Annotated in this window: 13 protein-coding genes; 1 reads left to right on the top strand and 12 read right to left on the bottom strand. The window is 72.6% G+C overall.

Annotation, left to right across the window (positions count from 1 at the left end):
* Positions 1 to 133 precede the first annotated feature (133 nt).
* From manA to V6U79_RS00485, 10 genes are all read right to left on the bottom strand, one after another.
* Complete coding sequence (manA, locus tag V6U79_RS00530) at positions 134 to 1,312, bottom strand: mannose-6-phosphate isomerase, class I (protein WP_334613054.1); 1,179 nt, start codon at positions 1,310 to 1,312, stop codon at positions 134 to 136.
* Positions 1,313 to 1,314: 2 nt separating this feature from the next.
* Positions 1,315 to 2,319, bottom strand: coding sequence for a cation diffusion facilitator family transporter (locus tag V6U79_RS00525; RefSeq protein WP_334519719.1), 1,005 nt, complete (start codon positions 2,317 to 2,319; stop codon positions 1,315 to 1,317).
* Positions 2,316 to 3,512, bottom strand: a complete 1,197-nt coding sequence (locus tag V6U79_RS00520; RefSeq protein WP_334519722.1) for an SIS domain-containing protein — start codon at positions 3,510 to 3,512, stop codon at positions 2,316 to 2,318. The genes V6U79_RS00525 and V6U79_RS00520 overlap by 4 nt, the downstream gene beginning before the upstream one ends.
* Positions 3,509 to 3,694: a Trm112 family protein gene (locus V6U79_RS00515; protein ID WP_334519725.1), complete on the bottom strand. Its 186-nt coding sequence runs from the start codon at positions 3,692 to 3,694 to the stop codon at positions 3,509 to 3,511. Before V6U79_RS00515 ends, V6U79_RS00520 begins: the two co-directional genes overlap by 4 nt.
* 63 nt (positions 3,695 to 3,757) lie before the next feature.
* Positions 3,758 to 5,140: a phosphomannomutase/phosphoglucomutase gene (locus tag V6U79_RS00510; protein WP_334519728.1), complete on the bottom strand. Its 1,383-nt coding sequence runs from the start codon at positions 5,138 to 5,140 to the stop codon at positions 3,758 to 3,760.
* 214 nt (positions 5,141 to 5,354) lie between these two features.
* Complete coding sequence (locus tag V6U79_RS00505) at positions 5,355 to 6,437, bottom strand: hypothetical protein (RefSeq protein WP_334519730.1); 1,083 nt, start codon at positions 6,435 to 6,437, stop codon at positions 5,355 to 5,357.
* Between the two features lie 236 nt (positions 6,438 to 6,673).
* Entirely contained in the window at positions 6,674 to 7,357 is a 684-nt protein-coding gene (locus V6U79_RS00500) for an endonuclease V (protein ID WP_334519733.1), read from the bottom strand.
* 167 nt (positions 7,358 to 7,524) lie between these two features.
* The gene (locus V6U79_RS00495; RefSeq protein ID WP_334519735.1) at positions 7,525 to 7,827 is read right to left on the bottom strand and encodes a hypothetical protein; all 303 of its coding nucleotides are present in this window, start codon (positions 7,825 to 7,827) and stop codon (positions 7,525 to 7,527) included.
* Between the two features lie 44 nt (positions 7,828 to 7,871).
* A complete protein-coding gene (locus tag V6U79_RS00490) occupies positions 7,872 to 8,516 on the bottom strand; it encodes a tetratricopeptide repeat protein (RefSeq protein ID WP_334519737.1) in 645 nt (214 codons plus the stop codon).
* A complete protein-coding gene (locus tag V6U79_RS00485) occupies positions 8,513 to 9,088 on the bottom strand; it encodes a DinB family protein (protein WP_334519739.1) in 576 nt (191 codons plus the stop codon). Before V6U79_RS00485 ends, V6U79_RS00490 begins: the two co-directional genes overlap by 4 nt.
* Positions 9,089 to 9,268: 180 nt before the next feature.
* On the opposite strand from V6U79_RS00485, the gene V6U79_RS00480 reads away from it, so the two are divergent.
* The gene (locus V6U79_RS00480; protein ID WP_334519742.1) at positions 9,269 to 9,496 is read left to right on the top strand and encodes a winged helix-turn-helix domain-containing protein; all 228 of its coding nucleotides are present in this window, start codon (positions 9,269 to 9,271) and stop codon (positions 9,494 to 9,496) included.
* Positions 9,497 to 9,795: 299 nt separating this feature from the next.
* Here V6U79_RS00480 and V6U79_RS00475 read toward each other — a convergent pair whose 3' ends face one another.
* Both V6U79_RS00475 and V6U79_RS00470 read right to left on the bottom strand, forming a co-directional pair.
* Positions 9,796 to 10,131, bottom strand: coding sequence for a hypothetical protein (locus V6U79_RS00475; RefSeq protein WP_334519745.1), 336 nt, complete (start codon positions 10,129 to 10,131; stop codon positions 9,796 to 9,798).
* A 10-nt stretch (positions 10,132 to 10,141) separates the two neighbouring features.
* The gene (locus V6U79_RS00470; protein ID WP_334613053.1) at positions 10,142 to 14,077 is read right to left on the bottom strand and encodes a toxin glutamine deamidase domain-containing protein; all 3,936 of its coding nucleotides are present in this window, start codon (positions 14,075 to 14,077) and stop codon (positions 10,142 to 10,144) included.
* Positions 14,078 to 14,086 lie beyond the last annotated feature (9 nt).

Raw genomic sequence — 14,086 nt, 5'->3', positions numbered from 1 at the left:
TCGCGACAACGCTGCGTACCCATAGAGTCACACTCCGCTAGGGGCATGTCAAGCTATTTCGGAAGAATCGGACTCGTGGCGGACGCACGGCTGCCCGCGTCGACCCGATGGAGAGCCTCGCGCAGTGGCGCGTTCAGCCGAGCTGCTGACCGGACGGACCGCAGGTGGCGACGTACGCCTCCCCCTCGCCGGAGAAGACCAGCGGCTCCGCCGTCGCCGTGCCGATCGCGGCCTGCCCCGGCCCCAGCGTGACGGTGCCCGCCCCGTCGTCCACGGTGAGCTTGCCGGCGCGGCAGAGCACCACCCGGGGCCCGGGCAGCGGCAACGGGACCGCCGGGCCGCCCGGCTCCACCGTCACCCGGTGCAGCGCGAAGTCCTCGACCGGCACCGGCCAGCAGACCACCCCCGGCGCCACCGGCCGCGCCCGCACCACCGGGTCGGGCAGCACCTCGAAGCGGAGCACCCGCAGCAGCTCGTCCACGTCCACCCGCTTCGGGGTGAGCCCGCCGCGCAGCACGTTGTCGCTGGCCGCCATGATCTCCACGCCGGTCCCGCGCAGGTAGGCGTGCAGATTGCCGGCGGGCATCCAGATCGCCTCCCCCGGCGCCAGCCGCACGTGGTGGAGCAGCAGCGCCACCAGCACCCCCGGGTCGCCCGGGTAGCCGGCGGCCAGCAACCGCGCCAGCTCCGCGTCCGGGCCGGCGACCTGCGCCGCCAGCACGGCCGCCACCAGCCCGTCCCGCTGGTCCGCGGGCCAGGTCAGCAGCGCGCGTACGGCCTCGCGCAGCCCCGCCGGCCCGGCGCGCAGCGCGGCCACCACCGGCTCCAACGCGGGTACGCCGAAGCCGGCGAGCACCTCCGCCGAGCGCGCCGGGTCACGGAAACCGCAGAGCGCCTCCATCGGCGAGAGCGCGACCAGCAGCTCCGGCTTGTGGTAGGGGTCGACGTAGTTGCGCGGCCCGTCGGGGCGCGCCGCGTCGGCCGCGTGCCCCGCGCGGGCCTGCTCCGAATCGGGGTGCGCCTGAAGGCTGAGCGGCGCGTCCGCGGCGAGCACCTTCAGCAGGAAGGGCAGCCGGCAGCCGAACCGGCCGACCACCCGCTCGCCGAGCCAGTAATCCGGCTCGGCGAGCAGAAGGTCGACCAGGCTGACCCGGACGCCGTCCCGGTCGACCGTGGCCGGGGCACCCGGGTGGGCGCCCAGCCACAGCTCCGCCTCCGGCCCGTCGCTGGGCACCGGGCGCCCCTGCAACTCGGCGATGGCCGAGCGGGACCCCCAGGCGTAGTCGCGGATCGGCCCGTACAGCAGCTCCACCGTCAGCCTCCGGCGTGGCCGGCCACCCCGCCGGACGAGGACTGCGGCTGCGCCACGGCGGTCTGCGAGGCGCTGCCCTCGCCGGCACCCGCCGCGGCGGAGTAGATGTCCGGCTCCAGGTAGATGACCCGGGCGACCGGCACGGCGGCGCGGATCCGGGCCTCGACGCTGTTGATGCCGCGGGCCAGCTGCTCGGCGGTGTCGCACGCCGGCACACCGATCTTCGCGGCCACCATCAGCTCCTCGGGGCCGAGGTAGAGCGTCTTCATGTGGATGATCCGCTCGACCTCGGGGCCCTCGGTGATCGCCTTCTCGATGGCGGCGACGTCGTGCGCCTCCGCGCCCTCGCCGAGCAGCAGGCTCTTGGTCTCGATGGCGAGGATGATCGCGATGACCACCAGCAGCACACCGATCATCGCGGTGCCGAGGGCGTCCCACTCACCGTTGCCGGTGATCAGGGTCATGCTCACGCCGAAGAGCGCGAAGATCAGGCCGAGCAGGGCCCCGAGGTCCTCCAGCAACACCACCGGCAGCTCGGGGGCCTTGGCACGCCGGATGAAGTGCACCCAGGACTGGTTGCCCCGGACCAGGTTGGACTCCTTGATCGCGGTGCGGAAGGAGAACGACTCCAGCACGATCGCCACCACCAGCACGGCGATCGGGACCCACTGCCAGTTGTCGGGCGCCTCGGGGTGGGACCACTTGTGGTACGCCTCGTAGAGCGCGAACAGACCACCCACACTGAACAGCACGATGGCGACGATGAACGCGTAGACGTAGCGCTCCCGGCCGTACCCGAAGGGGTGTGTGGGGGTGGCCTCCCGCTTGGCCCTCTTGCCGCCCAGCAGCAGCAGCGCCTGGTTCCCGGCGTCGGCGACCGAGTGGATCGACTCGGCCAGCATCGACGACAGGCCGGTCAACAGGAACGCGATGAACTTGGTGACGGCGATGCCGGTGTTGGCCAGCAGTGCGGCGACGATCGCCTTCGTCCCGCCATTTGCGCTCACTGGTTCGACAGCTCCTTCATCTCGGTGATGGCCGGGACCGCCATCGGGTCCAGACCATGGGCCAGGGCAAGGTACACCGACGCGAAATCGGGCACCGCGACGAGCGAGGCGAGCCGCTCCAGCGCGGAGCCACCCTCGGCGGTCACCACGTCACAGCGCACCCCCCGGCGCTCGGCGAGGGTCTGCACCGCGTCGGCGCGGCGCTCCTCGACGGCGAACGGCTCGTCGGTGTCGTCCTCGGCGTTGAGCCCACCGTCGCGCAGCAGCACCAGCCGCAGCCGGGTCGGGTCGCCCTCGATCTCGTCGCGGTCGGCGAAGATGTCCCGCGCCGACTCGACCAGACCGCCGAAGGCGCCGTCGAGCAGGCCGACCCGGCCCCGACCGGCCTCGCCGAGCGCCCCGGTGACGACCGGGTAGCGGGCGTTGGCGGAGAGGGTGTCGCCGAAGCGCCGGGCGGCGACGGTGGCCAGCGGGGACGACCCCCAGACGATCGGGATCGACCCGGCCAGCCCAAGGGCCAGCGACTTCGCCGGGTTGACGAAGGACTCGGCGGTGGGCCGGCACCGGTCGGCGTCGGCGTCCAGCCGGGCCGCGGTCTCCGCCAGATCCGCCTCGTTGACCTTCACCAGGCCGAGGGTACGGGCGGCCAGCAGAACCGGCACGGTGAGCGCCCAGAGGCTGGCCCGGGCCGGGGCCCGCCGGGGCACCGGGATGAACGGCGCGCGGGCCCGCTCGGCGACCGACTGGAGCTGCGAGTCGGGGGCGCCGACGGCGACGAGCCGGGCGCCCCGGCGGTGCGCGGCCTCGGCGGCGCCCAGCGCCTCGGGGCTGCGTCCGGACGCGCTGACCGCGATCACCACGTCGGCCGCGCCGACCCAGCCGGGCACGCCGGCGCTACGGTGCGGGATGACCGGCACCGGGCAGCGCGGCCCGGCGACCGTGGCGAGCACGTCGCCGGTGCGTCCCGCCGTGCCGATGCCGGCGATGACGACCGCCCGGGGGCGGCCGCCGTCCTCCAGCAGCGCCAGGTTCGCCTCGGCGGCCAGGGACGCCGACTCGCGTACCTGGGCGCCGGCGGAGGCGGTGAAGCGGAGCATGCCGCCCGGGTCCTGCTCGGCGAAGGTCTCCGGGTCGTCGAGCGCGGACTCGTCGGCCACCCGCCGGCCGCTGACGCCGGCGGTACCGTCCATCACCGCTGCGCCTCGGGGCCGCCGCGCGCCTCGTCCAGCAGCAGAACGGGCACGTCGTCGCGTACCTCGAAGACCCGGCCGCACTCGGTGCAGGTCAGGGTCTGCGCCTCGGCGTCGTAGTCCAGCGGGGCGTGGTGCGTGTCCGGACAGGCGAGGATCTCGAGCAACTGCGGGTCCAGGGCCACGGCGCGGCTCCTTCCACGTGTGCGGTCTCCGTCGGTCGGCGGTGCCGACCGGCGCAGGGGATCTTATCGGCGAACCCGCTCCAGCACCTCGTCGCGCAGCGAGATCATCCGCTCCTCGGTCGGGCCCTCCACGTTGAGCCGCAGCAGCGGCTCCGTGTTGGACGCCCGCAGGTTGAACCAGGCCCCGTCGGGGAAGCTCAGGGTGAGCCCGTCCAGCTCGTCGACCTCCGCCTCCGGGTACGCCGCGCGCACCTCGGCGACCTTGGCCGCCTGGTCGGCCACCGTGGAATTGATCTCGCCGGAGGCGACGTACCGCTCGTAGACGCTGGCCAGGATCGACAGCGGCTGGGACTGCTCGCCGAGGGCGGCCAGGGTGTGCATGGCGGCGAGCATGCCGGTGTCGGCGAACCAGAAGTCGCGGAAGTAGTAGTGCGCGGAGTGCTCCCCGCCGAAGATCGCGTTGGTGCGGGCCATCTCGGCCTTGATGAAGGAGTGGCCGACCCGGGCCACCACCGGCTCGCCGCCGTGCTCCCGGATGATCTCCGGGACCGCGCGGGAGGTGATCAGGTTGTGGATCACCGTGGAGCCGGGGTGCTTGGCCAGCTCACGGGCGGCGACCAGGGCGGTGATCGCCGACGGGGAGACCGGCTCGCCCCGCTCGTCGATCACGAAGCAGCGGTCGGCGTCGCCGTCGAAGGCGAGCCCGATGTCGGCGGAGTGCTCCACCACCGCCCGCTGGAGGTCGACCAGGTTCTTCGGGTCCAGGGGGTTGGCCTCGTGGTTCGGGAAGGTGCCGTCCAGCTCGAAGTAGAGCGGCACGATCTCCAGCGGCAGCGGGGGCAGCGCGGCGTCGCCGAGGACGCTGGGCACCGTGTAACCGCCCATGCCGTTCCCGGCGTCCACGACCACCTTCAGCGGCCGGATGGTGGAGAGGTCGACCAGCTTGCGCAGGTGGGCCGCGTAGTCGGGGAGCAGGTCCCGGCGCTCGGCCGGGCGCTGCGGCTCACCGGCCGGGCGGCCGCCCGCGTCGAGCATGGCCTGGGCACGGTCCCGGATGTCGGCCAGGCCGCTGTCCTGCCCGATCGGGCGGGCACCGGAGCGGCACATCTTGATGCCGTTGTACTGCGCCGGGTTGTGGCTGGCGGTGAACATCGCCCCGGGCAGGTCCAGCGCACCGGAGGCGTAGTAGAGCATGTCGGTGGAGCCGAGCCCCAGCTCGATCACGGTGCGTCCCTCGGCGCGGACGCCCGCGGCGAAGGCGGCGGCCAGCTCGGGGCCGGTGGCCCGCATGTCGTGCGCGATCAGCACCGCCTCGCCCGGCTCACCGGCGGCGTTGAGGACCTGGGTGAAGGCGGCGCCGAGGGCTTCGGCGGTGCGCGCGTCCCACTGCTGCGGCACCGTGCCCCGGACGTCGTACGCCTTCACGATCTGGGACAGGTCAGACACCGGGTTCGCTCCTCGACAACGGGCCGTCAACGACCCTGAGCGTATCGGAGCAGCCGGCCGCGCCCCGTACTAGCCGGTCAGGCGAGGCGGGGAAACCGCTCGGCCCGCGGCTTGATCGCGCTACTTCCGGGATGTAGTGGCCTCGCCCCGACCCGGACACCACTGCTTCCAGGATCGAGCGCGATCTTGCCCGGAGTGCCGCCGGGACCGGCGCTCAGCGGGGGAGGCGGGGCACGAACCGGGTCGCGTCGTCGCCGGGGCCGTCCTGCGGACCGGCCGGCGGCGCCGAGGCCGGACGGTTCTGGGCCGGCGGCGCGGAGGTCGGGGCGCCGTACACCCCGCCGGACGGGCGGGGGGCGGGAGTGATCGTCGGGTAGGCGCCGGGCTGGCCGTAGAGCCCGCTGGGGCGGCCCGCCTGCGGCGGCGGCTGCTGGCCGTACACCTGGCCGGGCGGCGCGGAGGACGCGCCCGGCGCCCCGCCGCCGGAGCGGTAGGTGGTCGGACCGGGGTTGCGCGGCAGCGGGACGCCCGAGTAGCCGCCCAGTTCCGGGCGCACCTTGTCCTTGCGGTTGTTGCGGATGAGCAGGGCGATCAGCCCGGCGCCGACGGCGACCATGGCGATGCCGAAGAACATGATCATGTTTCCTCCGGAGGATGCTTCGGCAGCGGCGGTGACCTCGCCGGCGGACGGGGCGGCGAGAACGGCCTGGGTGGGCTCTTCCGTAACGGCCGCCACGGTCTCGGTCGGGACCGCGCTGGGCGTCGGGCTGGGCCTCCCGGTCGGTGTCGCGCTCCCGGCGGCACGACCACCGACCCGGGAGGTGTCGGCGCCGCGGCCGAGGATCTGGCCGCGAGCGTTGGTCGCCTCGCCGATCACCTCCAGTCGCCCGGCCGGAGCACCGGCGACGAACGCGACACGGTACCGGACGGTGATGCTCTTCCCCTTGCACAACGTCGGATCAGCCGGGGAGGTACGGGCGGTGGCCACGCCGCCACCGCCACCGGAGACCGGCACCGGCAGCCATCGACCGCCGCCATTCACCTCGACCCGCACCTGGTCCGCGGAGACGCCGTTGAGGCGCAGTCCGAGCCCGGTCCGCAGCTGCACACATCCGTCGGTGCGCCGGCGCACCTCCACGACGATCCCGCCCGGGGAACCGCCGGCGGCGAAGACGCCCGTCGCGCGCACGCCCACCCGGTCCCCGTCGGCGTGCGCGGGTGCCGCCCCGACGGCCACCAGGCCGCCCAGCAGCGCGCCGGCCGTCACCAGTCGCGCCACGTGCCGACGCACGGACATGTCCACCTCACCGTCTCCGCCCCGACGGGGCCCGACCGGTCAGATTACTACCGGGCCATGTCATGACCGGGTCATCGAGAGCCCCGCATGTGCGCCGCATTACCCTCGCCGCGCCCCTGGCACGCCTCCACCCGCGACGGCGAGGCCCCGGCCGCCCCGTCACGAGCGCCGACCCCGGTCACCCTACCGTCACCATTGGCGACAGTCAGGACGCGGAACGTCACGAACGGGAGTGGTCAACCCCGCGTGCCGTCACGGGCTGCTTCCGCCAGTGCGTCCCGGCAGAGCCGGTCGGCGGTGCGGGTGGTCTCCGGCAGCCGGTACCGCGGGGTCAGGGCGAGCACCTGGGCGACGGCGTTGTCCAAACTCATCCGGTGCCCGACGCTGACGAAGACCGGCCGCACCCCGTCCCGGGTACGCAACACCCGCCCGACCGTCTCGCCGCCGTCGACCAGCGCGCTGCCGTCGCCCCGGCGCGGCCCCGGCTCGACCCACTCGCCGACCAGTGGCGTCTTGCCCACCCCGATCGCGGGCAGCCCCGTGACCACCCCGAGGTGGCAGGCCAGCCCGAACCGGCGCGGGTGGGCCAGCCCGTGCCCGTCGCAGACCAGCAGATCCGGCGGGACGGCCAGCCGCCCGAGCGCGGCCAGCAGCGCCGGCAGCTCCCGGAAGGCGAAGAGCCCGGGCACGTAGTCGAAGGCGGGCCGGCCCACGCTGACCGCCCGGTCGACCACGGCCAGGGTCGCCGCGTCGAGCACCGTCACGGCCGCCGCGAGCAGGTCACCGCTCTCCGCGTACGCGACGTCGAGGCCGGCCACCGTCGAGGGCCGGCGGGGGCCGGGCCCGACCAGGTCCGCGAGCGGTCGCAACCGATCCTGTACGACCACCGCCTCCGCGACCGTCCGCGGCGCGACGGCCATCCCGCTCCACTCTCCCGGGCCGGCCGGGGGTGACTCCCCCGGACTCAGCGTGGGCACGCTCGGGTCGGCCGGCGCGCTCGACTCCGGGTCGGCAACGTGGCGGTCCGCGGTGGGTGGCGACCCCGCCGTCTCGCCGGCCGGGGGTGGACCATCGGGACGGGACACGTTCACGACGGCTCGGCGTCGCCCATCGACGAGGTGCGGCCCGGGCCGCCCTTGGGCAGGGCCTGGTCGGTGTCGCCGTTCGGCGGGGTCTGGCCAGGACCGCCCGCCCGGTCGGGCCGATCAGCGCTGGCGGGCTGGTCGCGCTTCGCGGCGGCGCCGAAGGCGAGAGCGAAGGCGATCCCTGTCGCGATACCGAACGCCACCCCGCCCTTGGCGCCGAAGATGACGATGCCGATGACGAGGCCCAGCGGCAGACCCACCGCCCAGAGGGCGGGTTGGCGCTGGGAAATGCCTGATTTCGTCATCGCCCCATCCTATTCGGACTCCGCCCCTCCGCCGGCTGCCCTGATCACCCGTTCAGCGCGGCCCGTGCCTGGTCGACCCAGCGCAGGATGCCGTCGGCACCGGCCGCCCGGGCGGTGGTCGCGGCCTCGTCGACGAGCGCGGCGGCCTCGTCCCGCCGGCCGTCGCCGAGGGCGAAGAACGCGAGCGCGACGAGGTTCGCCGCGACACCCGGGCGGAAGCCGATGTCCCGGCGCAGTCGGGTGGACTCCGCCATCCGCTCCCGGGCGGCGTCGCTCCGGCCGGCCGCCTGCTCGGCGAAGGCCAGGTGCCGCAGCACGTACGACAGCGTCAGCCGGTCGCCGGCCCGGCCCGCCAGCTCGCGAGCCCGGGCGTACGCCGGAGCGGCGGCCGCCTCGTCCTGCCGGACGACCTGGTGGACGCAGCCCACCCAGAACAGCGCCTCCGCCTCGCCGCGCTCGTCACCCAACTCCCGGTAGAGCGCCACGGCCCGCTCGAAGAGCGGCAACTCCCGCGGATCCTCGACCCGGTCGTCCAGGTAGCGGGCGTGCAGGAGACGACCCCGGGCGAGCACCAGATCGGCCTCGACGGCGTCCAGGTCCCGTTCCGCCTCGGCGAGCCCGCCCGGGTCACCGCCGAAGACCGCCCGCTCGTACGCCTCCCCGGCCAGCACAACCCGGACGTCGCTCACTGACCGACCCGCCCGTCGATCCGCTCCCGCAGCAGGTCGGCGTGACCGTTGTGCCGGGCGTACTCCTCGATCATGTGCACCAGCAGCTCGCGCAGCGAGATGGTCAGATCTCCCCGATGCCCCTCGATCCCCAGGTCGGACGCCTCGGCGACGAACCGCTCGGCGTACGCGACCTCCGCACGCCAGGCCGCCCACGCCTCCTCGACCACCTTCGGGTCGGCCACCGCGCCATCGAAGTCGGCGTCGGGCTCCTCCTCCGTGCACCAGATCCGCGGCGCGTCCTCACCGGCCATGACCCGGCGGAACCAGCCGCGCTCCACCTCGGCCATGTGCCGGACCAGGCCGAGCAGCGACATCGTCGACGGCGGAACGCTGCGCCGGGCCAGCGCCTCGGCGTCGAGGTCGGCGCACTTCAGCTCCAGGGTCAGCCGGTGGTCACGCAGGTAGTTGACGAGGATCGACCGCTCGTCATCGAATCCGCCGTCGGAACGGGGGTCGTCCTCCGGCTTGAGGAACATGTCCGACCAGCCGAAGACGCGGGTGGGTAGGTCGGTGGCGTCGAGTTCCGTCATGCTCGCGACCCTGGCGCAGGCGCCGCCGCGACGCAACGGGTTTCCAAATGCAACTACGGTCAACGCGCCAGGCGACCTTCAACCTGCTGCGCGGCCGGTCCCGCCCGCAACACATTGCGTTGTAACTTGCTTTCGTCGTGTGGTCCGCGGGTCTCCGTCGCCGAGCTGGGAGCACCAGCGATGTCTGAAGCTGCGTATCTACAGGTCGCCCGGAATATTCGGGAGCAGATCGCGGCCGGGCAACTGAAGCCCGGCGACAAGCTGCCTTCGTTCAATGCTCTCTGCGAGCAGTACGAGGTGAGCGGCACCGTGATCCGGACGGCGATGTTCCTGCTCAAGGCCGAAGGCCTCATCGACGGCCGGCAAGGCAAGGGCGTCTACGTCACCGACCGCCCCCCTCAGGCTTAGCGCCGACCTGAGGCCCATACAGCTCTGTCACGTCGTTTACCGATCCACCTTGATGACCAGGCAAGGCAGCAGATGACAGGGGTTGGTAAGGTCGCCGCCATGTACCGGGGGCGGCGCGTCGGCAACCTCAAGCGCCAGCGGCCGGCCCACGAGGGCGACACTGAGCAGGCCCTTGAGCGCACTCGGAATCGCCCACTACTTCTTGCAGAACCGCCCCGGCGGCTGGCGACTGCTATGCGAACAGGCCGGCGACTCGTAGTAGGTTAAGAATGCGGGCAGCACGAGCCCGTTGGGAATGCTCACCGCTCCAGATCTGCTCGCTCAGTATCCGCTGGATGGCGCTGAAGCACGGAAGAAACCTGCAGCCCAACTGCCTTGACGTCACCACACACCTGCTTCACGACAGCCTGCGCAACAGCCTCCGGAACCTCCGTCGAGAATTCGACATCGATGCGCCACGTCGCGTCATCGACGTCACGCCACAGCTCCACTCGCGCGCCTTTGCCTGCCGCAGAATTCGACGCTTCACCAAACAACTCGTCCCAGGCATCCGTCAGTCGGCCCATTGGTCTCAAACCTAACACTGAGCGCAGTTGATCCAACGCCGTTTGATCCAGGCGGTCGGCAATCTTCACGGCCCAACTCTTACTTTCCACGGCTGTCCTCAATGATCCAGTCGGTACCACGGAAGTGGGATGATACGCCGGCCCCCGATCGGTCGGGCGGACCTGAACTGGGGAAGATGGCTGGAACCACATCACGGCCGAGTTCACGACTGCAGCGTTCAGCCCAATCGAAAAGCGCCGGGAAGCATCTTCGCGCAAGCTTCTTAGTCACGAATCCATACTGCTTGTTCACCACCCTGAGGTCAGGAAACTCGGCTGCGCCGAGGGCCCGAGCTCGCTCCACCATCACGTCTGAGGAGATCTGGAAGTCGAAATCGCTGGGCTCTTCCAAGCCGAGCTTGTGCATGGAGTCGAAAGGACGACGTAGCGGCATCGCGGATCCATCCTCCCAACTTTCAAAGCGCACCAAAGCCTCTGGATGGTCGGCGAGGTCCTCCCGCCTTGGTAGTTGCTTGTGCTGTCCCGAGAAAAAGTTTGCGGAGGAGCCCTGCAATCGGACGTCGACCTGCTCCGAGCCAACGCCATCGGCTTCGAGCGCGTCGAATAGATCCGACGACAGGCGCGCGAAGTCCGGAACGGACAGGCCGAGCGGGGCGGTTCTGGCGGCCCAAGCTCGAACTGCCTCCGGTGTTATGCCCAAAAACTCGCAGTCCCGCGGTGTGATCCGGTAGCCGGAATCATCCTGCGGAAGCAACTCGACTACGTCCCGCCAGTCAGCCTGCGATGGCCCGTCATGCGCGGCTCCCAGCCGGTCCTCAGGCTGTTCCTGGCCTTCCCCAGTCGTCGGGGCGCTACCGGGGCGGTCAAGCAGGTGCAGGCGATTGAGGTACGGGTCGCCGTACCCGGCCTCCTCGTCGGGCGTCGACGGGTAGTCGGGCAGGTCGGGCAGGACGCTGAACCGTCCCCGGGCCAGCCCGCCCAAGGGCATCGGCCGGCCGTCCCGACCGAGCACCAGGGCGTCGATGCCGATCACATTGTCCGGGTGTCGGACGCCGCGGTGCGCGTACAGCGGTCGGTCGTGGATCAGGCCGCTCTGCGGGTCGAGGTAGAGGATCGTGCCGTTCTGGTTCAGGGCCACCCAGGCGTGCGAGCCGCCGTCCTCCCATTCGGTGATCAGGAAGGCGAAGCTGCCGTGGCCACCGATGAGCAGTTGGTCGTGCAGGTTCCCAAAGCCCCGGTCGACCGAGTGTCGCAGCTGCGCCGGTCCTGGCTGCTCACCGTCCCGTGGCGCGACGAGCTTCTGGAACCGGCCACCGGTGGCCTCCTCCACCCGGCCCGGCCCGCCTTTCTCGCCCAGGATCGGACGCCGGATGTCGCCCTCGAGATAGCCGTCGAAGGTTCGCGGCGCGGAGACCCGCGGGCGGCCGTGCACCCAGGTCTCGAAGAGGGACAGGGTGCAGTCGAGGCAGTTGATGCCGCGGGTGGGGTCGGCCTGGGGGCCACCGTCGTTGGCGAGTGCGAACCAGCCACCCTGGCGAGGGTCGGCGGTACGGACGACGCTGCCGTCCGGATTGCGGGGCATCTGCCGCTCGAGGTCGGTCTGATGAAGCGCCAGTGGCGGACGCAGCCCGCCCCACTGCCCGTACCGGCGGGACCGGTCGATCGGTGGCGGGTCGTCATCGGCATCCGTCAGAGCTGACCGGTCACCGGTCTCGACCGCGCCGACCGCCAGGTCGCCGACATCGTCGTTGATCCGCTGGAAGTCGGTCGCGTTGTCGATGAGAGTGTCGCCCGGCAGGACATCCCCAGCCAGGACCGCCTCGGCCTGATCGCTGAACTCGTACGAGTCACGTTCGGCGACCTCACTCGCCTTGAACATGTGCTCGGCTCGCAGGCTGAGCCCGGCCTGGGCGAACTCACGGGCCTGCCTCTTCAGCCAGCGGGCTCGGTCGAGATAGCCGCTGGCGGAGCGACGCAGGCGGGTGGCGAGGTCCTCTCGTCGCCGCTCCTCGAACCAGGCTCGCTGCGACTCGAAGTAGCCCTGGTAGCGGCGTCGCTCGAGAGCTTCCCGCTCGACGGCCCACTGGGCGGCGTACCACTCTGGGGTCCTCGGGCGCGGCGACTCGAGGCTCGGCCCCGGCAGAACCGGCGACGTCTCGCGAAGGGGTGCGGTCGCCGGAGGCGGGGCCAGGGCCTCCAGCGACGGGAACCGGTCAGCCTTCGGCGTGGTCGTGACGTGCCCGTCCTGCTCCGGTGCCCCGGGAGCCTGCCGAGGCGGGGGCTCGGCTCCCAGCGGCGAGGGCCGCTGCATCCGCGGCGGGGTGACGGCGGGAAGGCTGCCGTGCACGGGTGCCACCGGCGGCTGCGCCAACGCCGACAAGTTCGCACGGGCCGCAGTGACGTTGGTCGCCGTGTTACCGACAGCGCCGGTGCCGGACGACGTCGCGGTTGCCTGCGACGGGTGAGCGACGGGTGTCATCGTGGCGGCGGAGGCAGCCACGGGGGCCGTCGCCACGGAAGCGCTCGTCACAGGAGCGGATGTCGCCAGGTTGGCAGTCGTGGGTGGAGCACCGGATTGACCCGCGGTGGCAGGGGCGTCCCCCACCGGTGGCGACGGCGGGCGCTCGGTGGTGATCGATGAGAGCGTGGGGCTGCCCGACGAGGATGCGTGCTCCGCCTGGGTCGCCGCGGTGGCGCCGACATCCAGGGCGACGGCCGCTGACCCGTCGCGGCCAGACATCGACCCCTCCCCCGCGCCCATGCCGGCGCCCGTTTCCCACCGGCTCGCCGCCACGGGCTCCCGGTCCGGCTGCGGCGCGGTTGACGAGGTGTCGCCGGAGGTGGCTGCAAAGGCCGCGCCCGCTCCGATGCCGCCGGACAGCGTCGGCGCCTCCGACTCTCGCGGCGATCCGTCGCGGGGCGAGGAGGGGCCGTCGCCGCCCCCGGCCACCGGAGGTGGTGCGACGGGCAACTCCATAGGCGGCAGCGGCGCGGCCAGCGAAGTCAACTGTCCGTCGATACGGGCGCGCACCGCGGCGTCGACCTGGCCGGTCGCCGAACCGGTGGCCCCGGAGACGGCCGCCCGTGCGGCCTCCTCAAGCGACATGACGCCCTGGCCGGTGGCGAGATGCGCCGCACCTTCGGCGAGGGTCTCGCCGGTCATCTCCCGGCCGAAGTGTTCGGCGATCCGCGCGCCGCGGCCGTTGGCGTGCCGGCCGAGCCCCGCCAGCGGCGCCACCGCGCCGCCGGCGAACCCGCCGACCGCCGACGCCCCGACGTCGGCCAGGTCCAGGCCGTGGCGGCGTCCGGTGGAGTTCTGGTACGCCTGCGTGGCGAGGCTGATCCCGGCCTCCTCCGCCGCCTCCTCCAGCCCGCCCTTGACGGCGCGCCTGCCCAGCCCGCGCATGCCGTCCCGGGCGACCTCCTTGGCGGCCCGCTCACCGGCCTCCTTGAGGCCCCGCTTGAGTTCCTTCTTGGCGAGTTGGGCGAGCAGCCGCTTGAAGATCTGCTGGACCACCAGGCGGCTGGCGGCGGTGGCCGCTCCGACCGCGGGTGACGCGGCACCGGCGGTCAGCACGCTCGCCACGGCGATCGCCATCAGCTCGACGACGAGGATGCCCAGTTCGATCCAGACCTCGAGCTTGGCGCCCTCGATGTCGCAGCCGCACTCCTCGACCAGCCTGCCGAGTTCGCCGCTGACCGCGAGCAGGACGGGCAGAGGTGCCTCGTCGCCCTCGGCCACCCGCCGCCAGGCGGTGTCGAACGCCTCGGCCACCAGACCGATGCCGCCGTACCCGTTGCGTACGTCGGTCGCGGCGGCGATCGCGTCGTCGCGCGGGCCGGCTAGGGCCGCCGCGACGGCGTACCACTGATCGGCGAGGTCCCAGACGGCGCGCTCGTCGCCTTCCGGCCACTCGACCCCGATCACCCAGTCGAGTGCCTCGTAGACCCAGCCCGGCAGATCCCATGGGCTGTAGTCGAGCGGGTGCGGGATCGGGCTCGGCAGCAGGCTCACGACGTGGTC

This window comes from Micromonospora psammae (assembly GCF_036902725.1).
GTDB lineage: Bacteria > Actinomycetota > Actinomycetes > Mycobacteriales > Micromonosporaceae > Micromonospora.
This window is presented reverse-complemented; position numbering and strand designations above follow the sequence as displayed.

Coding starts and splice junctions, on each gene's coding strand:
- V6U79_RS00480 (WP_334519742.1), top strand. CDS start 9,269: ATGTCTGAAGCTGCGTATCTACAGGTCGCCCGGAATATTCGGGAGCAG.
- V6U79_RS00495 (WP_334519735.1), bottom strand. CDS start 7,827: ATGACGAAATCAGGCATTTCCCAGCGCCAACCCGCCCTCTGGGCGGTG.
- V6U79_RS00485 (WP_334519739.1), bottom strand. CDS start 9,088: ATGACGGAACTCGACGCCACCGACCTACCCACCCGCGTCTTCGGCTGG.
- V6U79_RS00505 (WP_334519730.1), bottom strand. CDS start 6,437: ATGTCCGTGCGTCGGCACGTGGCGCGACTGGTGACGGCCGGCGCGCTG.
- V6U79_RS00500 (WP_334519733.1), bottom strand. CDS start 7,357: ATGGCCGTCGCGCCGCGGACGGTCGCGGAGGCGGTGGTCGTACAGGAT.